This window comes from Streptomyces sp. WAC 06738 (assembly GCF_003945505.1).
Classification (GTDB): domain Bacteria; phylum Actinomycetota; class Actinomycetes; order Streptomycetales; family Streptomycetaceae; genus Streptomyces.
Genome location: NZ_CP029618.1, coordinates 2,655,809 through 2,676,877, shown reverse-complemented (window position 1 = coordinate 2,676,877; position 21,069 = coordinate 2,655,809). Strand labels below are relative to the sequence as shown.

Annotated in this window: 15 protein-coding genes; 7 read left to right on the top strand and 8 right to left on the bottom strand. The window is 73.6% G+C overall.

What is annotated here, in order from left to right:
• Positions 1-62: 62 nt before the first annotated feature.
• Complete coding sequence (locus tag DMB38_RS11245; RefSeq protein ID WP_125935057.1) at positions 63-1,211, bottom strand: PP2C family protein-serine/threonine phosphatase; 1,149 nt, start codon at positions 1,209-1,211, stop codon at positions 63-65.
• 211 nt (positions 1,212-1,422) lie between these two features.
• Positions 1,423-2,145 carry a Crp/Fnr family transcriptional regulator gene (locus tag DMB38_RS11240; RefSeq protein WP_164715961.1) on the bottom strand — a complete coding sequence of 241 codons (723 nt, stop codon included), beginning with the start codon at positions 2,143-2,145 and terminating at the stop codon, positions 1,423-1,425.
• Between the two features lie 24 nt (positions 2,146-2,169).
• Between DMB38_RS11240 and DMB38_RS11235 the strand changes: the two genes are divergently transcribed.
• Positions 2,170-2,430: a YciI family protein gene (locus tag DMB38_RS11235; protein WP_125935055.1), complete on the top strand. Its 261-nt coding sequence runs from the start codon at positions 2,170-2,172 to the stop codon at positions 2,428-2,430.
• A gap of 33 nt (positions 2,431-2,463) precedes the next feature.
• Positions 2,464-3,771: an MFS transporter gene (locus DMB38_RS11230; protein WP_125935054.1), complete on the top strand. Its 1,308-nt coding sequence runs from the start codon at positions 2,464-2,466 to the stop codon at positions 3,769-3,771.
• A gap of 27 nt (positions 3,772-3,798) precedes the next feature.
• Here the strand turns inward: DMB38_RS11230 and DMB38_RS11225 are convergent, their stop codons facing one another.
• Positions 3,799-4,737, bottom strand: a complete 939-nt coding sequence (locus DMB38_RS11225; RefSeq protein ID WP_125935053.1) for a hypothetical protein — start codon at positions 4,735-4,737, stop codon at positions 3,799-3,801.
• Positions 4,738-4,945: 208 nt separating this feature from the next.
• Between DMB38_RS11225 and DMB38_RS11220 the strand changes: the two genes are divergently transcribed.
• On the top strand, positions 4,946-5,848 hold the full coding sequence (locus DMB38_RS11220; protein WP_125935052.1) for a hypothetical protein: 903 nt from the start codon (positions 4,946-4,948) through the stop codon (positions 5,846-5,848).
• Between the two features lie 90 nt (positions 5,849-5,938).
• Here the strand turns inward: DMB38_RS11220 and DMB38_RS11215 are convergent, their stop codons facing one another.
• Complete coding sequence (locus DMB38_RS11215) at positions 5,939-7,075, bottom strand: MFS transporter (RefSeq protein ID WP_125938954.1); 1,137 nt, start codon at positions 7,073-7,075, stop codon at positions 5,939-5,941.
• Between the two features lie 230 nt (positions 7,076-7,305).
• On the opposite strand from DMB38_RS11215, the gene DMB38_RS11210 reads away from it, so the two are divergent.
• Positions 7,306-8,205, top strand: a complete 900-nt coding sequence (locus tag DMB38_RS11210) for a LysR family transcriptional regulator (RefSeq protein ID WP_125938953.1) — start codon at positions 7,306-7,308, stop codon at positions 8,203-8,205.
• Positions 8,206-8,257: 52 nt separating this feature from the next.
• On the opposite strand, the gene DMB38_RS11205 is transcribed toward DMB38_RS11210, so the two are convergent.
• Positions 8,258-9,877: a beta-N-acetylhexosaminidase gene (locus tag DMB38_RS11205; protein WP_125935051.1), complete on the bottom strand. Its 1,620-nt coding sequence runs from the start codon at positions 9,875-9,877 to the stop codon at positions 8,258-8,260.
• Positions 9,878-10,017: 140 nt separating this feature from the next.
• Here DMB38_RS11205 and DMB38_RS11200 point away from each other — a divergent pair, with 140 nt between their 5' ends.
• From DMB38_RS11200 to DMB38_RS11190, 3 genes are read left to right on the top strand one after another with little or no spacing between them, the layout of a single operon-like run.
• Positions 10,018-11,319 (top strand): ROK family transcriptional regulator, encoded by a 1,302-nt coding sequence (locus DMB38_RS11200; RefSeq protein WP_125935050.1) that lies wholly within the window; start codon positions 10,018-10,020, stop codon positions 11,317-11,319.
• Positions 11,316-13,256, top strand: coding sequence for an ABC transporter permease subunit (locus DMB38_RS11195; protein ID WP_125935049.1), 1,941 nt, complete (start codon positions 11,316-11,318; stop codon positions 13,254-13,256). The genes DMB38_RS11200 and DMB38_RS11195 overlap by 4 nt, the downstream gene beginning before the upstream one ends.
• Positions 13,257-13,264: 8 nt before the next feature.
• The gene (locus DMB38_RS11190) at positions 13,265-14,533 is read left to right on the top strand and encodes an extracellular solute-binding protein (protein ID WP_240662122.1); all 1,269 of its coding nucleotides are present in this window, start codon (positions 13,265-13,267) and stop codon (positions 14,531-14,533) included.
• A gap of 148 nt (positions 14,534-14,681) precedes the next feature.
• On the opposite strand, the gene DMB38_RS11185 is transcribed toward DMB38_RS11190, so the two are convergent.
• The 3 genes from DMB38_RS11185 to yicI form a co-directional block, all read right to left on the bottom strand.
• Positions 14,682-17,594 carry a glycoside hydrolase family 3 protein gene (locus DMB38_RS11185; protein WP_125935047.1) on the bottom strand — a complete coding sequence of 971 codons (2,913 nt, stop codon included), beginning with the start codon at positions 17,592-17,594 and terminating at the stop codon, positions 14,682-14,684.
• A 90-nt stretch (positions 17,595-17,684) separates the two neighbouring features.
• Positions 17,685-18,692 carry a LacI family DNA-binding transcriptional regulator gene (locus tag DMB38_RS11180; protein ID WP_125935046.1) on the bottom strand — a complete coding sequence of 336 codons (1,008 nt, stop codon included), beginning with the start codon at positions 18,690-18,692 and terminating at the stop codon, positions 17,685-17,687.
• A gap of 51 nt (positions 18,693-18,743) precedes the next feature.
• A complete protein-coding gene (yicI, locus tag DMB38_RS11175) occupies positions 18,744-21,047 on the bottom strand; it encodes an alpha-xylosidase (RefSeq protein ID WP_125935045.1) in 2,304 nt (767 codons plus the stop codon).
• Positions 21,048-21,069 lie beyond the last annotated feature (22 nt).

Below are 21,069 nucleotides of genomic sequence, written 5' to 3'. Positions count from 1 at the left end.
CCCCGGGCAATGGCGCATGGTCGCGGACCGATGGCTTTCGGACGGGCGGGCGCCCCGCCCGGTCAGAGCGGTGGCGGGGTGCTCGGCAGGCGCTCGATGACCACCAGCGCCGCGTCGTCGGCCAACTGCCGGCCGGCGTGCCGCAGCAGGTCCCTGCGCAGGGCCGTGACGAGGTCGGCCAGCGCGCCTTCGGCGTGGCGGGCGACGCTGGCGGCGAGCGGGAAGTAGACGCCGTTCTCGTTGCGGGCCTCGATGAACCCGTCCGTGTAGAGCAGCAGCCGCTCGCCGGGGCGGAAGGCGATGGTCTGCGGCACCGGCAGGGTGCCGACCAGGCCGCCGAGCCCGATCGGGAGGCCCGGCCGGTCGGGCATGTGGCTGGTGACGGTGGCGCCGTCGATGAGCAGCGGCTCGGGGTGGCCCAGGTGCACGATGCGGGCGACGGGCTCGTCCGGCGGGATCTCCACCAGCAGGGCGGTGGTGAAGCGCTCGCTGTACATCTCCGACGGGTCGTCCCGGGCGATCTCCCGCAGCGCGGTCTCCTCCAGCCGCCCGGCGACCTCGCCGATCGTCGGCTCCCGGTACGCGGCCTCGCGGAAGCACCCGGTCAGCACGGCGGAGACGCCGACGGCGGGCAGCCCCTTGCCGCGTACGTCGCCGATGAGCACCCGGGCGCCGTACGGGGTCGGCAGCGCCTCGTACAGATCCCCGCCGATCTGGGCCTCCGCCTCGGCGGCGAGATAGACGCTGTGCAGGGCGAGCCGGTCGATCCGCGGCGGCAGCGGCCGCAGCAGTGCCCGCTGCGCGGCGCCGGCCACCGATCTGACCTGCCGCAGCTCGGTCTCCCGCTGCTGCCGGATGGCGGCGCCGACGATGCTGGCGATGCCCACCGCGCACGCGGACGCGAAGGTCATGTCGGAGCTGAGCTGGCCCCAGACGTCGTGGTAGACGTTGAGCGCCACGGTCAGCCCGATCACGACGGCGGAGAACGCGGCGGTGGTCCATACCGAGAGGGTCGCCGCGGCGACGACGGGCGCGGCGACCAGCAGGGGGGCGACCTGCGTCGTGCGGGGCGTCGCGATGTCGATGACGAGGGTGATCGCGATGATCAGCAGGGGGAACAGGACGCGCGGGATCGCGGACGCGCCGGGTGCGGCGGGGTCCTCGGCGCCTCCGACGTCACGGCGGTGGCCGCCGCGGAGCGGGAGTCGCATGGTGGTGGCGTCCTTCGGTTGATTTGCTCCTTATGTTCTGATTATCGAGGATAGGTCACGGTAGGGGAGGCGACGCGATCGTGCGACCCGATCGGGGTCGGGGGCGGTCGCCGCGGGCTGGGGGCCGCTCGGATACGGGTCCTGAGGGCCGGCTTCGTACCGGGGCGTACGGCGGGCGCGGCCGGGCCCCTGCCCGTTTCGCCGCGGTGGGTCAGCGGGCGCCGGGTGTGGCGCGCAGCACCAGGGTCTCGGGCGCGATGATCTCGATGTCACCGTGCGCGTACGTCAGCACGCCGTCCCGGCGGAGTCCGGAGAGCGCGCGGTTGAGGGTGACGCGGGTGACCCCGAGGTGGTCGGCCAGGGCCTGCTGGCCGCCGGGGAGGGGCACCCGGCGGGAGCGGCGGCGGGCGGCCTCGTCGAGCAGCCAGCCCGCGAGCCGGGCGGGCGCGGGGAGGGTCGCCGCCGCGGTGAAGCGGGTCTGCTGGTCGCGGGCCTGGGCCGCGAGGGTGCGCAGGACGTGGGCGCGGACGGCGGCGGCGTCGTCCACGAGCGCGAGGAAGTCCGCCCGGGGCAGGCTGCGCACGGTGCAGGGGGTGAGGGCGGTGTACGTCGCGGTGTGCCCGCGGCCGTCGATGACCGCGACCTTGTCCAGCGCACACGGCCCCGCCCACGCCCCGACCCGTACCACCCGCCCGCCCGCGGAGACGACGGTGGCGGCCACGCGGCCGTCGAGGAGCAGGAGCAGGTGCCCGGCGGGCTCCCCGGCGGTGCGCAGGACGCCCCCGGTGGCGAACCGCCGCGGGAGGGAGGCGCGCCACAGGGCGCGGAGGCGGTCCTGGGGGAGGCCGCGGAGCAGCGGTACGCCCCGGAGCGCGGCGCTCGCACCGGGCTCCGCGTCCGGCGCCGGTGTATCGGGTGATACAGATCCCCTCACGCCCCCGACCGTACCGTCGCCCCCATGCTCGTACTCGAACTGTCCTTCACCCCCACCCCCGACCGCCTCGCCGCCAGGACCGCCCACCGCGAGCGGCTCGCCCGGCTGCACCGCGACAAGGTCCTCCTCGCCGCCGGGCCCTGGGCCGACGACTCCGGCGCCCTGCTCGTCTTCGACACGACCCGCGACCGGCTCGACGCGCTCATGGCCGGCGACCCGTACTACCGCACCCCCGGCGTCCGGGTCGTCGGCGTCCGCGAGTGGAGCCCCGTCGTCGCCCCTTGACCTCGACCTTGGTTCAACCATCACGCTGGCGGCGTGACCCGCCCCCTCGTGCCGCGCGCCTACCGCCCCGTGTTCGCGCACCCCCGGCTGCGCCGGCTGCTGCCCGCCTTCGTCGCCTCGGACTTCGGCGGCGGCATGAGCATGGTCGCGGTGGCCTGGCTGGCCCTCCTCATCGCCCCGGACGGCCGCGAGGGCCTGCTCGTCGGGGCCGCGCTCGCCGCGTACGCGCTGCCGGGGGCAGCGGGCGTGCTGCTGCTCGGGCGGTGGCTGCGGAAGCTGCCCGCGCGCCGGCTGCTCATCGCCAACTGCGCGCTGCGCGGCACCCTGCTGGGCTGCGTGCCGCTCGCCTGGGGCCTCGGCGTCCTGGACCCCGTGACGTACGTCGTGCTGCTCGGCTGCTCGTCGGTGCTGACCGCCTGGGGCAGCGCGGGGAAGTTCACGCTCGTCGGCGAACTGCTGCCGGAGCGGCACCGGCTGGCCGCCAACGCCCTGCTCGGCGCCAGCATGTCCACGAGCATCGTCGCGGGACCCGCGGCGGCCGGGTTCCTCGCCACGGCCGTCAGCCCGGCGTGGATCATCGGCCTGGACGCGCTGACGTACGCCGTTCTCGCCGTGCAGACCGCCCGGCTGGGACCCGGCGGCGAGGAGCGTGCGAACGCGGCGGCCGGGCCCGCGGGGCGCGGGCTGCGGCTCCTCGCCGGAGAGCGCGAACTGCTCGCGATCCTCGTCCTCACCTGGCTGTTCTTCGCCCTCTACGGCCCCGTCGAGGTCGCCCTCCCGCTCTACGTCACCGGCGCGCTCGACGGCGACGCCGGGCTCCTCGGCCTCTTCTGGACCGCCTTCGGCGTCGGCGCGGTCGCCGGCGGGCTGACGGTCGGCGCGCTGCGGCGGCTGCCGCTGTGGCCGGTGACGCTCGGCATCGTCGCCGGCTGGGGCGCGACGCTGCTGCTGCCGTACGGACTCGGGGCCGGGACCGCCGCGGCGATGGCCTGCTTCGCGCTGGGCGGCGCCGTGTACGGCCCGTATCCGGCGCTGTCGTTCACCCTCTTCCAGAACCGCACGCCGCAGGGCTGGCTGACCACGGTGCTCGCGGCGCGGGGCGCGGTGCTGCTCACGTCGACGCCGGTCGGGGCGGCGCTCGGCGGGCCGCTGGTCGCGGCGTTCGGGGCGCGGGCGGTGCTGGCGGGGTCCGGCGCGGCGACGGTGGGGGTGGCGGCGGTGGGGACGGGGGTGTGGCTGGCGACGCGGGGGGCGCGGCCCGTAGCGGAGGCGGGCGGGGAGCAGGACGGCGGGCCGGACGACGACGGGGCGCGGGGGGACGGGGCGCGGGCCCCGGCCTGACCCGCGCGGCCCCGGCGGTTCGCTCCTTCAGCCCGCCGCCAGCACCTCCCGCAGCCGCCCGTACGTCGGTGCCAGCCTGCGCAGCACCTCGGCCAGCGCGGCCCCGTCACCCCGCACCAGCGGATACTGCACCGCCCCCACCAGCCGCGCCTGCTCCTCAAGCACCGCCGCGGCCCGGCCGAGCCCCGCCCGCCGCACATACGCCGACGCGTCCGCGAGCCGGCGCGCCCCGACCCGTACCGCGAAGTCCGCCAGCAGCTCCCGCACCCCCGCGTCGAGCCCCGCCGCGGCCCGGTCCGCCAGCCTCTCCAGCGCCTCGGCCCCGCCCACCGTCCCCGGCGGCACGGGCAGGTCGGCGCGTCCGGCGAGCCACGCGGCGGCGCCGGGGAGCGCGGCCCGTACCGCCTCCTCCGCCGTGACCGTGCGGACCCGCTCGAAGCCCGCCCGCATCACATACGGCTCCGCCGTGTACTCCACCGCCTCCGCCCGCCAGGACGCCAGGAACTCGCCGGCCGGCAGGGTGGCGTAGGGGTGGCCGTGCGGGTCGTGGAGGAGGACCGTGTCGCCGTCGGCGGCCAGCGCGACCACGTAGTGGTCGTTGCCGCCGGCCGAGGGGCCCCACGGGGTGCCGGGGTGGTACAGCAGCAGGCCCATGTCGACCGGCCCGACCAGCACGGGACCGCGCGCGCACGCCGTCCGCAGCCGCGCCATCGCCTCGTCGGCGGACCCGCCGGAGGTGCGGTCGCAGCGGAAGCCGAGCAGGGCGACGGCATCGTCGAGGCCGATCTCGGGGTCCCAGCCGTACGGGTCGAAGAGCGGGACGGTGCCGCCGAGAAGCTGGACGCCGAAGGGGGAGCCGGTGAGGGTCTCCACGAGACCGGGGGAGGGGCGCGCGGCCGCGCCGGGAAGGGACATGACGAGGGAGTTGGCGTAGCAGTAGGGGCCGGAGCCCGTGTAGTCGGTCATGCGGCCAGGCAACGCCCTGACACGGGGAGAGAGTCCAGCCGGGCGCTAGCGCCGCGACCGCGAAGGTTCACCGGGTGACCGTTCGTGCCGTTGGCGCCGGTGCCGGTCGGATGCGGGCGACAGGCCCTGTTGCGGCGGAACCGCACAGCCATGGTGGTGCGTCGGAGTCGCTGTTCCGGTCCGATCTGTGTACGGAGGAGGCTCGCGCATGGCGAGGGTTCGGTGCGCGCTGGTTGTGCCACATGACGCGCATGTGGATGAGGAATTGCTCCAGGCCGTGGCCATGGCGTCAGGTAAGGAGTTCTCGGTTGACGCCAGTGGCATGTTCGGCATCGAGGTGTTGGCCACGCTCTACTCCGATGAGGCCGGTGACCTGCTGATTGAGGCACAGGCCGTGGAGGTGCCGGTCAAGGCCGTGCTGGTACGCACTGCGGTTCCCGAGGACGCCGTTGCGATCCGCCAGGTGGTTGGAGACCGGCTGCACGGCTGGAGCGAGCAGATGATCCGCGCCCGGATCGAGGCGGAGCCGGACGGTGACCCACAGCTCATGGTGGCCCTCGCCATGGCGGTGGGTGGCGGCTCGATCGAGCAGGAGAGTCTCAGCCTGCTGCAACGCGCCGCTGTGGTCGATGATGAGAAGGTGCGGGGCCTGGCTGCGTATGCGTTGCAGGTCGCGGCCGATCTGGCGGACCCGCCGATCGTCCGGAAGGAGGAGGAGCGGGAGCTTGCCGACGTGCTCCGCCCCCGGGCGCCGGTGGACGACGGCGACGATTGGGTTACCGCACGACCGGGAATCAGCGGGCGGCAGATCCCACGCCCGGTCACCTGGTTGCGCGGGGCAGATGCCTCGAAGGCGATCACTGAGTGTAGTTGGGACGATGACTGGCTCATGGAGGTCGCAGGTGATACCCGTTCCGACTGGTACGAGGACATCTGGATTACCGAGAACCAGCGCACCGCGATCCACAAGATCGAGCACCCGGCGCTGGGCGGTGTGCACATCGCTGTTCACGGCATGGATACGACCGCCATCGTCGCTGCCCTCGGCATGAAGGGCGACCTCGAAGTCCTCGACACTCCTCCGGACTGCCTTCCCCGGACGGCTCCTTGACTTGATCGCATGGGGTGGGCGACATGCTTGTGCGGGGACCGATCGGGTCGGCCCAGGGGGCGGACCGGCTGAACCTTCGCGGTCACGGCACTAGGAGCCGGCGTTGGTCCGCGGGACCCGGCCGAGCAGGGTCACCGCGACCGCGCCCAGCGCCAGCGCGCCGCCGAACCACAGCACCGACCGCGTACCGAACCCGTCCACCATCCGGCCGCCCGTGAACGCCCCCAGGGCGATCGCCCCGTTGAACACCGCCACGAACAGCGACGTCGCACCCTCACGGGCCCGCGGCGCGGCCAGGCCCAGCCACGTCTGCGTACTCACCGACACCCCTCCGTACGCCAGCCCCCACACGACCAGCAGCACCGCCGCCCCCGCCACCGACAGCCCGAGCAGCGGCACGAGCAGCAGCGAGGCGGTGAGGACGGCGCCGATCACCAGTACCGTGCCGCGCAGCCGCCGGCCCACCCGGGCGCCGGCCGCGAAGTTGCCGGCGATACCGGCGATTCCGTACGCGAGCAGGAGGGTCCCGATCATCGGCGCCCCGGCGCCCGCGAGGTCCTCCAGGACGGGACGCACATACGTGTACGCGGCGAAGTGCCCCGTCACCAGCAGGGACACCACCGCGAGCCCGGTGGCCACCCTGCTGTCGACGGCCAGCCGCAGCACCCCGCCGAGGGCGACCGCCTCCGTGGCGGGCAGCGGCGGCAGCAGGACGGCCATCGCGGCGCTCACCAGCAGTGCGAGGCCGCCGACGGCGAGGAACGCGGCGCGCCAGCCGGCGAGGTCTCCGAGGTACGCGCCCGCCGGCACGCCCACGACCGAGGCGACGGCGACGCCGCTGAAGATGAGGGAGGTCGCCGCCCCGACGGCCGCCGCCGGCACCAGCCGCACCCCGAGCCCGCCGGCGAGCGACCAGACCCCGCCGAGCCCGACGCCGACGAGGACGCGGGCCGCGATCATGACGGCGAACCCCGGCGACCAGGCGGCGAGCACGTTGGCCGCGGCCAGGAGCACCATCAGCGAGCAGAGGACGAGCCGCCGGTCGAGCCGGCCGACCGCGGCGGTGACGAGCGGGGCGGAGAGGGCGGCGACCAGGCCGGTGACGGTGAGGGTGAGCCCGGCGGTGCCCTCGCTCACGTCCAGCGCACCGCTGATGGGGGTGAGGAGACCGACCGGCAGCATCTCGGAGGTGACCACGGTGAAGGTCCCGGCGGCCACGGTCGCCACGGCGGGCCAGCCGCCTTCGGCGGCGGCTTCTGCGGGCGGGGCTGCGGACAGCTCGTCGACTTTTGCCATGGCCTCAGCCAAGCCCGGCGGGCGGGAGGGGAACAAGCGCGAAGTGCTCATGCTTCCATGAGGTGGACTTATCGATGGGCGGCGTGCGGCGGCGCCGGGCAGAAGGGCGGCGGCGGATGGCGAGCGCAGGTCAGAAGGGCGGGAACGGGAATCCGGCGGCGGTGGGCGGGGTGGAGATCCGCGAGCTGGAGTGCTTCCTGGTCCTGGCGGAGGAGCTGCACTTCGGACGTACCGGCGAACGGCTGTATGTATCGCAGAGCCGGGTGAGCCAGCTCGTCCGCGCGCTGGAGCACCGCATCGGCGCCCGCCTCGTGGACCGCACCAGCCGCCGGGTCCGGCTCACCGCGGCGGGCGAGGACTTCCTCGCCGCGCTCCGCCCCGCGTACGCGGCGCTGCGCGCGGCCGTCGACGACGCCCGGGCGGCGGCGCTGGGGGTGGGCGGGCCGCTGCGGATCGGGTTCCAGGGGGTGGTGGGGTACGGATTCATGGACGCGGTCGGGGAGTTCGAGGACCGGCACCCGGGGTGCGGTACGCGTCTCACCGAACTCCCGCTCTCGGACCCCTTCGGGGCGCTGCACCGCGACGAGGTGGACGCGGCGGTGGTGCTGCTGCCGGTGGCGGAACCGGGACTGGCGCTGGGGCCGGTCTTCTCGGTGCAGCCCCAGTACGCGGCGGTCTCGCGGCGGCACGCCTTCGCCGGGCTCGTGGAGGTGGACGCCGAGGACCTGGCCGCCACCCCGCTGATCGGCGTGACGGCTCCGGCCCCGGCGTACTGGCGCGAGGCCCAGGCCCCGGCGCGTACCCCGGCGGGGGCGCCGGTCCCGCGCGGGCCGGAGGTGGGGACGCTGCAGGAGGGGCTGTCGCTGGTGGCGGCGAACCGGGGGGTGATGCTGCTCTGCCGCCCGACGGCGGAGCACCACCCGCGGGGGGACGTGGCGTACGTACGGGTGCGGGGGCTGCGGGAGTCGGCGCTGGGACTGGTCTGGCGGGAGGACGGGGCGGGCGCGGCGGTACGGGCGTTCGCGGAGGCGGTGGGGGAGGCGATGAGGGGGGCGGGGTGAAGGGGTGCCGGCGACCGGCTCCCCCGTGGCCGGTCGCCGGGCTCCCCGGCGGTTACCTGATGTTCCTCGTGTCCGCCTCCACCTCCGCCAGGTACTCCGCCATCGTCACCGGCCTCCCCCGTACCCCCGGGCGCCGCTCCCACGGCCTCGGGCCCTCCGGCCGCCGGTACTCCACCCCCAGCGCCTCCAGCCGGTCCAGGTGGTGCGCCAGCCGCTCCGCGAAGGCCGTCCCGTCCCGGGTCGCGTCGCACCACACCGTCTCCGCGAACGCGCTCATCCGCGGGAACGCCTGGTAGTCCAGCGCCCGGGCATTGTCGATCGCCTCCGTCCACAGGCCGCACTGCGCGCCGATGACCAGGTCCGCCGCCGGGGTGCCGCGGAGCTCCTCCGGGACCGGTTCGAAGGCGTAGACCTCCTCGACCGGCAGGACCGTGCCCACCGGGACCGGTTCGTCCGGGGAGTCCGAGGCCCGGTAGTCGAGGTAGACCTGGCGGGCCGGGCTGGTGACGACCTGGTGGCCCTCGCGGGCCGCCCGCACCGCGCCGTGGTTGTCGCGCCACGACACGATCGTCGCGGCCGGCGGCAGGCCGCCCTCCAGGATCTCGTCCCAGCCCAGCAACTGCCGTCCCCGCGCCTGAAGATGGTCCGAGACCTGCCGGATGAACCAGCTCTGCAGCTCGTCCTCGTTGCGCAGCCCCAGCTCCGCCATCCGCGCCTGCGCCGCCGGACTCGCCTTCCACTGGTCCTTCGGGCACTCGTCGCCGCCGACGCAGATGATCGGGCTGGGGAAGAGCTCGATCACCTCGTCGAAGACGTTCCGTACGAAGTCCAGCGTCGCGTCGGAGACGTTGAGGATGTTCGACTTCACGCCCCAGCCGGTCTCCACCGCCAACTGCGCCCCCGTGTTGCCCAGTTCCGGGTACGCCGTGATCGCGGCCTGCGTGTGCCCCGGCACGTCGACCTCCGGCACCACGAGGATATGCCTGGCCGCCGCGTACGCGACGATCTCGCGGATGTCGTCCTGCGTGTAGTAGCCGCCGTGCGGCCGGCCGTCGCCCGTCTCGTTCCAGCCCGGCTTCGACTCCGTGCGCCAGGAGCCGACCTCCGTCAGCCGCGGGTAGCGCTTCACCTCCAGGCGCCAGCCCTGGTCGTCGGTGAGGTGGAAGTGGAGCACGTTCAGCTTGTGCAGCGCCATCTGGTCGAGCACGCGCAGCACGTCGCGCTTGGTGAAGAAGTGCCTGGCCACGTCGAGCAGCACGCCCCGCCACGCGAACCGCGGCCGGTCCTCGATCTCGACGCAGGACAGGTCCCACGGGCCCTCGTCGAGCGCGCTGTGGCGCAGGGTGTGCGGCGGCAGGAGCTGGCGCAGCGTCTGCACGCCGTAGAAGGCGCCGGCCGGGCCGCCCGCGGCGATGCGGATGCCGTCGGGGCCGATCGTCAGGCGGTACGCCTCAGGACCCGCACCCGGGTCCGCCGCCAGGTCTCCGGCCAGGGCCAGCTCGATCCCGCCCCGCCCGGGCGGCAGCGTGCAGCCCGTGCCGGGCAGGAGCTGTTCGCGCAGGACGCGGGCGACCGGCGTGAGCGCCGGATCGGCGACGTGCAGCGGGGTGTCCGGGCCCAGGGCGTACGAACCGGGGCGGGGGGAGCTGCGCGACGGCGTGGGGATGATCAAGGTCGGTCTCCGTTCGACGGGTTGACGCTGGCGTTCTCCACTCCATATAAAGGGCTCCATCGTAAATATGTAAAGGAGTCCATCGTTACTCCGTCGCGGGTTCTCCACGGCGGGAGGTGGGCGTGGGAGGGGCGTGACTCATGGCATCGGCAGCGGAGCTGGGCGGGGACCTGTCCCGGCTGCGGCACCTGAACTCGCTGGCGGTCGTGGACGTCCTGCGCGGCGCCGAGCCGCTCACCCTCACCGCCGTCGCCGAGCGGACAGGACTCTCCCGGCCGTCCACCAAGGACGTCGTAGGCCAGCTCGTGGAGCTGGGCTGGGTCCAGGAACTCGGCCCCGCGCAGGGCACCGTCGGGCGCCCCGCGCGGCGGTACCGGTTCCGGGCCGACGCCGGGCACGTCGCCGGCATCGACATCGGCGTCCACAGCGTGCGCGCCGCCGTCGCCGACCTCGACGGCACCGTACGCGCCCAGACGCACCGCACAGTCGGCCCCGCCACCCCCGTCGACGACCGCATCGCCGCCGCCGACCTGGCCGTGGCCGACTGCCTGACCGCCGTCGGGCTGCGGCGCGAGGACCTGTGGGCCGTCGGCGCGGGCACCACCGGCATCGTGGACCGCGCCGGCACCGTGCAGTTCTGCGCCGGCGTCGCCAACTGGACCGGCGTCGACCTCGCCGCCCGCATCGGCGCCCTCTTCCCCTGCGCCGTGCAGATCGACAACGACTCCCGCCTCGCCGCCCTCGCCGAGCGCCAGTGGGGCGTGGCCAAGGGCGTCGACGACACCGTCTTCCTCCACGCCGGCCGGCGCACCGGCGCCGCGCTGGTCGTCGGGGGGCAGGTGCACCGCGGGTTCGGCGGCGTCGCCGGCGAGGTCGGCATGCACCCCGTGACGCACTGGGTCACCGCCGCCTCGTACCTCCACGACTGCCCCGCCGTCCCCCCGGACGTGCCCAAGAGCGACGCCGCGCGGCACACCTTCGCCGCCGCCCGCGGCGGCGACCCCATCGCCGTGGCGGCCGTCGAGCGCTACTGCGACGACCTGGCCCTCGGCACCTCGGCGATGGTCATGACCCTCGACCCCGAACTGGTCGTCCTCGGCGGCGCCTTCTCGCGCGCCGCCGACGTGCTGCTGCCGCGGCTGCGGCGGCGGCTGGAGGACGTGTGCCTGCGGGTGCCGGAGCTGCGCGCGTCCGCGCTCGACGAGGAGTGCGTCGCGGTCGGCGCGATCGGGCGGGCCGTGGCGTATCTGGACGGCGAGCTGTTCGGCGGTGCCGCCGGGCAGATCGTCCCGCTGCACGACCTCGCCGCCGGCGACGGGAAGGCGGCGGAGTCCCCAGGCCACCCGGGCGATCAGCGCCACCCGGGCGTGCGGGCCCAGCGGCGCGATCCGGGCGATCAGGGCGCCCCGGGACCTGACCGAGCAGCAGGAGGTGCCCGTTGACGACGACGCCCCGCACCGAGGCGACCGCCGATCCCGTACGGAACGAAGGCGGCGCCCCGCCGACATCCCCACGACCCCCGGCCGGCGCCGCGCCGCCCCCGGTGAGCCCGCTCCGCGCCCTGTGGCGGCGGACCGTCCCCGCCCGCTGGCTGGCGCCCGGCACCCTGCTCATCGCGGCCGTGATCGTCTTCCCGGCGATCTACATGGTCGGGATGTCCTTCGTCGAGATCAACCGCATCGGCCTCACCGACGGCTTCGCCGGGCTGGAGAACTACCGCAGCCTCTTCGCCGAGGACGAACTCCCCGGCGTCGTCGGCAACACCCTCCTGTGGGTCGTGGTCGTCGTCGGCCTCACGGTCCTCGCCTCCCTCGCCCTCGCGCAGTTCCTCGCCAAGGACTTCTTCGGCCGCCGCTTCGTCCGGCTCGCGCTGATCGTGCCGTGGGCGACGTCCCTGGTGATGACCGCGACCGTCTGGCGCTTCATCTACGAGGGCGGGAACGGCCTGCTCAACCGGCTGCTGATGGATCTGAAGATCCTCGACTCGCCGGTGGACTGGTACAAGGACCCGGACATCGCCTTCTTCTCGCTGATGGCGGTCGGGGTCATCACCTCGATCCCCTTCACGGCGTACGTCCTCCTCTCCGGGCTGCAGACCATCCCCGGCGAGGTGGTGGAGGCCGCGAAGATCGACGGCGCCGGGCCGTGGACCACCTGGCGCCGGGTGACGCTGCCGATGCTGCGGCCCTCGCTCACCGTCGCGCTCGTGCTCAACATGCTGCACGTCTTCAACGCCTTCGCCCTGATCTGGGTGATCATGGGCAAGACGGCCGGCAACCACGCCGACACCTCCGTCACCTTCATGTACAAGATCGCCTTCACCGGCCGGCTCGACACCGGTGAGGCCGCCGCCCTCGGCGTGCTCAACGTCATCGCGATCAGCCTCCTCATCGCCGTCCTCATCCGGCTCCTCAAGGGCCGCGCCCCCGCCGCGTACGGCAAGGAGCGCGCGGGCAGCGGGGCCGCCGAGGCCCTCGGCCGCCGCACCCGGCTGGCCTCGGCCGCCCTCGCCCGCGGCCTGCGCCCCGTGACCGGACCGCTGGCCGCCGGGTGGCGGCGGGTGCGGCACATCGGGCTCCCGCTCGCGGGGCTCTGCGTCGCGCTCTTCTTCCTCGCGCCGTACGTCGCGATGTTCCTCGGCTCGCTGAAGACCGACGCCGAACTCTTCCAGGTGCCCGCCGACTACCTGCCCGACGAGTGGGCCTGGTCCAACTACGCCGACGTGTGGGACAAGATCCCGCTGGCCGACTACTTCAGGGTCAGCCTGATCGTCGCGCTGGTCTCCACCGCCGTGGTGCTGCTGATCGCCGCGCCCGCCGCGTTCATCCTGGCGCGGACGGACTTCCGCGGCCGGGGCGCGTTCCTCGGGCTCGTGCTGGTCTCCCAGATGTTCCCCGCGGTGGCGCTGCTCATCGGCCTCTACCGGGAGGCGGTGTTCACCGGCGGCATCCACAGCTACTGGTTCATCATCGCGGTCAACTGCGCCTTCAACATCGCCTTCGCGATCTGGATCCTGCACACCCAGTTCAGCTCCATCCCCGTGGAGATCGACGAGGCGGCGATGCTCGACGGGCTCGGCCGCTTCCGGACCATGGTGCGGATGGCGCTGCCGCTCGCGGCCCCCGCGCTCATCACCGTCACCATCTTCACGTTCATCCAGGTCTGGAACGAGTTCGTCGTCTCGCTGACCGTCTTCAACGAGCCCACCGAGAACCGGGTGCCGCTCACCGTCGGCGTGCAGCAGTTCGTGGGCCTGTACGAGACGAACTACCAGTACCTCTTCGCCGCCTCCCTGATGGCGATCGTGCCCGCGGTGATCCTGTTCGCGCTCATCGAGCGGTACCTGGTGAGCGGCCTGACGAAGGGCAGCACCAAATGAGCCACCCCATGCCCGGCAGCGGGCCCGGCAGAAGGGCCGTCCTCCGCGCCGGCGGCGCGCTCGCCTCCGCGTCCGCGCTCGGCGCGCTGGCGGCGGCCTGCGGCCGGCCCATCGCGGCCGGCGACCCGGACTCCATCAAGGTCGTCATCGCGCAGTACACCGACGGCACGCAGCCGTACTGGCGCAAGCTCGTCGCGAAGTTCGAGGACAAGCACCCCGGCAAGAGCGTCAAGCTGCAGATCATCGACTGGGGCAACCTGCAGACCCAGATCAACACGATGGTGCAGACGGGCCAGTTGCCCGACATAGCCAACCTCAACCTCTTCGCCGACTACGCCGACGCCGGCCTGCTGCACCCCGCGGAGGACGTCCTCACCCCCGAGGTCTACGGCGACTTCATGCCCGCCTTCGCCGACAACGCCTCCTTCGAGGGCCGGCAGTACGCGCTGCCGTTCCTCGCCACCGTCAACGGCATGTACTACAACAAGGCGATCCTGCGCGAAGCCGGCTTCGACGGGCCGCCGGAGACCCGCGAGGAGTTCCTCGACGCCGTCGACCGGATCAAGGCGCTGCCCGGGAAGTACGTCCCGTACGGGCTGGCCCTCGGCATCGAGTCCGGGCACTACGAGTTCGGCACCTGGGCCCGCGCCAACGGCGGCGGCTGGACCGCGAACGGCAAGTGGGCCATCGACAGCGACCGCAACGTCGAAACGCTCGGCTTCCTCCAGGACCTCAGCAGGCGCGGCTACACCCAGCCCAACCCCGGCCAGACCAACCGCCCCGACGGCACCTGGCCGCTCTTCGCGCAGGGCAAGGCCGCGATGGTCTACGGCGCCTTCGGCGCGCGGGCGTTCCTGGACCTGATCGAGAAGGGCGACGTCGACTACGGGCTCGCCGTCCACCCGGTCAGCCACGGCGCCGCGCCCGTCGCGCACGGGATCCAGGACTACCTGATGGCGTTCAAGAAGTCCGGCAACCGGGAGCTGATCCGCGACTTCCTCAGCTTCTTCTACCGGCCCGAGAACTACGTGCCGTATCTGAAGGCCGAGGGCCTGCTGCCCACCACGCAGTCGGCGGTCGACGTGCTCAAGGACGACCGGCGGGTCGGGCGGTACGTGGGGATGACGGGGCGGGCCCGGTTCGACCCCACCACGCGGCCGGTCTGGGCCGAACTGCTCGGGGTGATGGGCAACGACCTGGGCAAGGCCGTGAGCCGGAACTCGGCGCCGGAGAAGGTGCTCCGCGAGTTCCAGTCGATCGCGGTCTCGGGGGACTGAAGGCTCCTTCCCGGGTGCGTACCGGGATCCCGCGAGCCCCGTGAGCCCCGGCACCGCCGGCCGCCGTGCCCTCGGCCCGGCGGTGCCGGAACCGGCGTCCGCGGCGGGCGGCCGTCCTCCCGCCCGCCGCGGACCACCAACCCGCGGCTCAGCTCAGGGAGAAGTCCGCGATGCGCACCCCTTCACCCGGCACCAGGTACACGTCGCGCCGCCCGGTCGCGCCCCGCAGCACCGCCGTGACCTCCTCGTACGCGTACCGCGACCCCGTGCTGCGCACCGCCGCCTCACCCGCCAGCGGGCCGTCCGGCGCGTCCAGCCGCACTTCCAGCGTGGCCGCGCCCGGCGACTCCTTCGCCACCCGCGCCACCAGCCGCCGCGCCCCGCGCCGCAGGTCGGCGTCCGCGAAGAGCAGCCACGCGCCCGCCGACTCCGCGCCGACGGCCGTGCCCCTCGGCTTCGACTCGTCGACCAGCCGCACGCCCGCGTAGTCGTCGAAGTTCTCCGCCCGCGTCGTGCGCCGCAGATCCCGCGGCGGCACGGTCTCGCCGTCGACGTCCAGCTCCGCCCGCGCCCGGATGTCCCCGGACGAGGCGCCGACGAGCACGTCGTACGTGCTGCGCTCCACCACCCAGCGCTCGCGGGTGACGTCCCAGTGCGCCAGCGCCGCGCGCGGCAGCGGCAACGTCACCGTGCGCGTCTCGCCGGGCCGCAGGGTCACCTTCGCGAACGCCTGGAGCTTCTTCAGCGGCTGCTTCACGCGCGAGTCGCGCTGCCGCGTGTAGAGCTGCACGACCTCCGCGCCCGCGCGGCTGCCGGTGTTGGTGACCGGCACGGCGACGGCATCGCGCAGCAGCCGCGGGCGGCCGTAGCGGAAGGTGGTGTACGACAGGCCGTGGCCGAAGGGGTAGAGCACGTCGCCGGTGAAGTACTGGTACGTGCGCTCGTACTTGATGTTGTCGTACTCCAGGATCGGCGGCAGGCCGGCGGCCGACCGGTACCAGGTCTGGGTGAGCCGGCCCGCCGGGTTCACGTCGCCGAAGAGCACGTCGGCCAGCGCACGGCCGGTCTCCTGGCCCGCGTGGGTCGTCCACACGAGCGCGGGGACGTGTTCCTGCTCCCAGGTGAGCGTGGTGGGGTAGCTGTTCTCGACCACGACGACGGTCTTGGGGTTGGCGGCGAGCACGGCGCGTACCAGCGCCGACTGGGTGCCGGCCAGGCCCATGTCCTCGCGGTCGTCGGTCTCGCGGGCGTTGATGAACGGCATCGAGCCGACGACGACGATGGCGGTGTCCGCGGCCCGTGCCGCCGCCACGGCCTCGTCGATGCCGTCTCGAAGCGTTTCGAGGGTGTAGCGGGAGGCGTCGGCGGCGGTGCCGAGGACGAGCACGCCGTCCTCGCGCGCGCGGAGGTAGACGGCGTCGCCGAACCAGTTCTCGTAGCCCGCGTACCGCAGCACCACCGTGCCGTCGTCCTGCTCCTCCGGCCGGAACAACTGCGAGACGAACCAGCCGTTGGGCTGCTCCTGGTCGTTGTAGAACCGGCCGTCGCGCAGGCCGACGACCTTGCCGTTGGCGACGGCCCGCAGCGTGACGACGCCCTCGCCCCAGCCGAAGACGTCGAACTGCTCGGTCTCGCCCGCCGTCGTCGCGCCCTCCGCCAGCGCCGCGCCCTCGTCGCCGCGGCCGGCGGTGACGTAGCGGCCGGTCGCGGCGTTCTTCAGCGCCACGCGGTCGACGCCCTCGCCGGTGGTCACCTCGGCGCCCGCGCCGAGGCGGTCGGTGATGCCCCGCAGCGGCGTGATCGCGTACGGCAGGCTGCCCGAGTACCAGTCGGTGTAGAGGGTGTCGGCCAGCGGGCCGACGACCGCGACCTTCCGCAGCTTGCGGGCGTCGAGCGGCAGCGCGCCGCGGTCGTTCTTCAGCAGCACGACCGCCTCGGCGGCGGTGCGGCGGGCGAGCTTGCGGTGCGCGGGGCTGTCGATGACGGACTTGTCGAGGTGCCCGTACGGACCGCCGTCCGCGTCGAAGTCGCCGAGGCGGGCGCGGATGTCGAGGATGTGCCGCACCGCGGTGTCGACGTCCGCCTCGGTGAGCAGGCCCTTCGCCAGCGCCTCCTTGACGGCGGCGGTGGTCGGGCCGCCGTCGGTGTCGTCGGTGGTGAAGCTGTCGACGCCGGCCTTGAGGATGGCGGCGTCGGCCTCGGCGAGGGTGCCGAAATACTTCTGCGAGCCGGTGGCCGGGAGGTTGTTGGGGGCCCAGGCGTCGGTGACGTTGAGCAGGGAGCGGTCGGTCCAGGTGCGGACCGAGGCGTTGAGGTCGGTGACCGTGCAGGGGCGGCCGTTGACGAGGTTGTACGCGGTCATGACGCCGCACGCGGCGTCGGCGGAGATCGCCGCCCGGTAGGCCGGCTCCTCGTACTCCTTGAGCACCCGCGGGCGCAGGTCCGAGGAGGTCTGGTCGCGCCGGACCTCGTTGTTGTTGGCCAGGTAGTGCTTGACGAGGGGGGCCGTCTTGAGGTTGTCGGGGTCGCCGCCGGTCAGCCCGCCCGCGTAGGCCGTGGAGATGACGCCGGTCAGGTACGGATCCTCGGAGTAGCCCTCCTCGTTGCGGCCCCAGCGCGGGTCGCGCAGCAGGTTGACCGTCGGTGCCCACACGTTCAGGCCCCAGCCGGCGGGGCGTTCGTGCTGGAGGCCGCGCACCTCGTCGCCGACCGCTTCGCCGACCTCGCGGATGAGTTCCGGGTTCCAGGTGGAGGCGAGGCCGATGGCCTGCGGGAAGACGGTGGCGGGGCCGAGCCAGGCGAGGCCGTGCAGGGCCTCGGTGCCGGTGCGGAACGCCTTCATCCCCAGCCGGGGGATGGCGGGTTGCCACTGGTGGAGCAGGGATATCTTCTCGTCCAGGGTGAGTCGGGCCAGCAGCTCGCGCACCTTGGCGGCGGCTGCGGAACCGGCCGGAGCGGCCGGAGCGGCCGGGGCCGCGGCGGCGGTGCCGGCGAGGGCGGTGGTGAGGGAACCGGCCAGCGGGAGCGCCAGCGGGGCGGCGAGAACTGTTCTTCGTTTCACGTGCGCGACTCCTTGTGATCTAGTCGAAACGCTTCGACTACGCGATGAGTTGCTCCGTTCCGTTCCCCAAGAGGTCCGCCCGCCCCCCGGTCAGCCGGCGCGTGGCGCCGTCGTCGCCCGCCGGGTCAGCCACGGCGGCAGCATGGTCGCCTCCGGCACGTCCTGCCCGTCGAGCTTGCCCATCAGCAGCTCCACGGCCCGCGTCCCGATGCGCGCGGAGGGCACCGCCACCGACGAGATCGGCAGCGGTGCCTGCTCGGCCAGCTCGTCCGGGCAGATCGCCACCACCGACAGGTCCTCCGGCACCCGCAGCCCGAGCCGCCGGAACGCGTCGATCAGCGGCTGCACCACCGGCTCGTTGTGCACGACCACGCCGGTCAGCTCCGGGTGCTCGCGGAGCAGTTGCTCCGCCATCGCCTGCGCCGCCGCCGGGGTCGCCTCGCAGGGGTGCACCGTCGACGTCAGCCCGCGCTCGTCGGCCGCCGCGGTGAAGCCGTGCGTGACGCGCTGCGCGAAGCCCGTCTCGCGCAGGTACACCTCCGGCGGCGAGCCGACGAGGGCCACGCACCGGTGCCCCAGCTCCGCCAGATGCGTCACGCAGGCGCCGCCGGCCGCCGCGAAGTCCAGGTCGATGCAGGTGAGTCCCGCGGCGTCGGCCGGGAAGCCGATGAGCACCGAGGGCCGGTCCAGGGCGCGCAGCAGCGGCAGCCGGGCGTCGTGCAACTGCACGTCCATCACGATGAGCGCGTCGACCAGCGCCGTGTCCGCCACCCGCCGCAGCCCCTCCTCGCCCTCCTCCTGGGTGAGCAGCAGCACGTCGTGGTCGTGCTGCCGCGCCGTCGTCACCACCGACACCGCGAACTGCATGACGACCGGCACGTGGATCCCGCTGCGGAACGGGATGACCAGCGCCAGCACGTTGGACCTGCTGCTCGCCAGCGCGCGGGCGCCGGCGTGCGGGCGGTAGCCCAGCTCGCGGATGCTGGACTCGATGCGCTGCCGGGTCTCGTCGGAGATCGGGCGCTTGCCGCTGAGCGCGTACGAGACGGTGCTCGGCGACACCCCGGCGTGCCGGGCCACATCGGTGATCTTGACCATCAACTCCCCCTGCTCGCCGGGTCGGCCGTCCGTCTGCCGGACAGCCGGACCTTAGCCCAGCTCCGCGACGAGGACGCCGCGGCCCGATTCCGCGCGCACCGTGGGACCGCCGACGACCTCCAGCGCCCAGGGCCCGCCCGTACCGCTCGAACCGTCCGCGGCGCCCTCCCCGTCGCCCGCCGACGCCCGTACCGTGCCGCCCTCGCAGACCACCGTGAACACCCGCCCCCCGACCGGCACCCGCACCCGCTGCCCCGGGCTCAGCCCGTACGCGCGCAGCGTCACCCCGTCCGCGTAGTCGTAGTCCGGCCGGTCGTCCACCGCCCCCACCGGCAGCACCGCACCCGGCCGCACCAGCACCGGCGCGCTCGCGAACCCGTGCCGCTCCCGCACCCACCGCGGCCCGTGCACCTCCTCGCCGCTGAGCAGATGCGTCCACGTGCCCTCCGGGACGTAGTACGAGACCTCGCCCCCGTCGCTGAACACCGGCGCCACCAGCAGGTCGGGCCCGAGCATGTACTGCCGCTCCAGATGCGTGCACGCCCGGTCCTCCGGGAACTCCAGCGCCATCGGCCGCATCATCGGCACCCCCGACTCGTGCGCCTCGCGCGCCACCGCGTCCAGATACGGCATCAGCCGCAGCTTCAGCTTCGTGAACACCCGCAGCACGTCCACGGCCTCCTCGTCGAAGAGCCACGGCACCCGGTACGACGACGAGCCGTGCAGCCGGCTGTGCGACGACAGCAGCCCGAAGGCGATCCACCGCTTGAAGAGCGCCGGCGACGGCGTGCCCTCGAAGCCGCCGATGTCGTGGCTCCAGTAGCCGAAGCCCGACATCCCCAGCGACAGACCGCCGCGCAGCGACTCCGCCATCGCCTCGTACGTCGACTCGCAGTCCCCGCCCCAGTGCACGGGGAACTGCTGGCTCCCGGCCGTCGCCGAGCGCGCGAAGACCACCGCCTCGCCCTCGCCGCGGTGCTTCTTCAGCACGTCGAAGACCGTCTCGTTGTAGAGGTACGTGTAGTAGTTGTGCATCCGCTCCGGGTCGGAGCCGTCGAAGTACGCGACATCGGTCGGCACCCGCTCGCCGAAGTCGGTCTTGAAGCAGTCCACGCCCATGTCGAGGAGCGCCGCGAGCTTGCCCGCGTACCAGGCGCGCGCCTCGGGGTTGGTGAAGTCCACCAGCGCCATCCCCGGCTGCCACTTGTCCCACTGCCACACTGCGCCGTCCGGCTTGCGCAGCAGATATCCGGCGTCGCGGCCCTCGGCGAAGAGCGGGGAGCGCTGCGCGATGTACGGGTTGATCCACACGCAGATCCGCAGCCCCCGCTCCTTCAGCCGGCGCAGCATCCCCGGCGGGTCGGGGAAGACCCGCGGGTCCCACTCGAAGTCGCACCAGTGGAACTCGCGCATCCAGAAGCAGTCGAAGTGGAAGACGGACAGCGGCAGATCGCGCTCGGCCATCCCGTCGATGAAGGAGGTGACGGTCTCCTCGTCGTACGAGGTCGTGAACGACGTCGACAGCCAGAGCCCGAACGACCAGGCCGGCGGCAGCGCGGGCCGGCCGGTGAGCGCCGTGTACTTGCGCAGGATCTCCTTCGGCGTCGGCCCGTGGATGACGTAGTACGTCAGCTCCTGCCCCTCGACGCTGAACTGCACCCGCGACACCGCCTCCGAGCCCACCTCCAGCGACACCCGCCCGGGGTGGTCGACGAAGACGCCGTAGCCGGCGTCGGTGAGGTAGAACGGCACGTTCTTGTACGCCTGCTCGGTGGCCGTGCCGCCGTCGGCGTTCCAGATGTCCACGACCTGGCCGTTCTTCACCAGCGGCCCGAAGCGCTCGCCGAGCCCGTAGACGTGGGTGCCGACGCCGAGCCCGAGCTGCTCGCGCAGATAGTGCCGGGCCGGGCCGCCGCCCGGGGCGTCGGTCTCCATGATGGCCATGCCCTTGGGCCCCGAGGAGGTGAGCGGCTTCAGCCCGTCGGCGGTGAGGAAGTCCAGCCGCCACGGCCCGCCGCGCGCCACCCGCAGGGCGAGGCTGCCGGCGGTGAGCAGGGCGTGCTCGTCGTCGTACGAGACCTGCGCGTGCGACTCCGCCCCGGCGAGCCGGAAGCGGGGCCCGGCGTCGGTGCCGCCGTCGAAGTGGGTGAGCGTCACACCGATCACGTCGGGCATGGGGGAGTGCACGGAGACGGTCATGACCGGGCCTTTCAGCAGATCGCCGCGGTGCCGGATGGGCTGGGTCGGTGCGTGCACGTCCAGCGTGCCGTCCCCGGGGGTGACGTCGAGCACCTCGACGGGGTAGGCGGCACGAACGCCCTCGCGCAGCATCCAGTAGCCGTCGGTGAACTTCATGCGCAGCCTCTCGGGGTCACTT

What these genes read in the sequence shown, in the direction of transcription:
- DMB38_RS11245 (WP_125935057.1), bottom strand. Translation starts at nt 1,211, where the DNA reads ATGCGACTCCCGCTCCGCGGCGGCCACCGCCGTGACGTCGGAGGCGCC.
- DMB38_RS11235 (WP_125935055.1), top strand. Translation starts at nt 2,170, where the DNA reads ATGCTCGTACTCGAACTGTCCTTCACCCCCACCCCCGACCGCCTCGCC.
- DMB38_RS11225 (WP_125935053.1), bottom strand. Translation starts at nt 4,737, where the DNA reads ATGACCGACTACACGGGCTCCGGCCCCTACTGCTACGCCAACTCCCTC.
- DMB38_RS11220 (WP_125935052.1), top strand. Translation starts at nt 4,946, where the DNA reads ATGGCGAGGGTTCGGTGCGCGCTGGTTGTGCCACATGACGCGCATGTG.
- DMB38_RS11200 (WP_125935050.1), top strand. Translation starts at nt 10,018, where the DNA reads ATGGCATCGGCAGCGGAGCTGGGCGGGGACCTGTCCCGGCTGCGGCAC.
- DMB38_RS11190 (WP_240662122.1), top strand. Translation starts at nt 13,265, where the DNA reads ATGCCCGGCAGCGGGCCCGGCAGAAGGGCCGTCCTCCGCGCCGGCGGC.
- DMB38_RS11180 (WP_125935046.1), bottom strand. Translation starts at nt 18,692, where the DNA reads ATGGTCAAGATCACCGATGTGGCCCGGCACGCCGGGGTGTCGCCGAGC.
- yicI (WP_125935045.1), bottom strand. Translation starts at nt 21,047, where the DNA reads ATGAAGTTCACCGACGGCTACTGGATGCTGCGCGAGGGCGTTCGTGCC.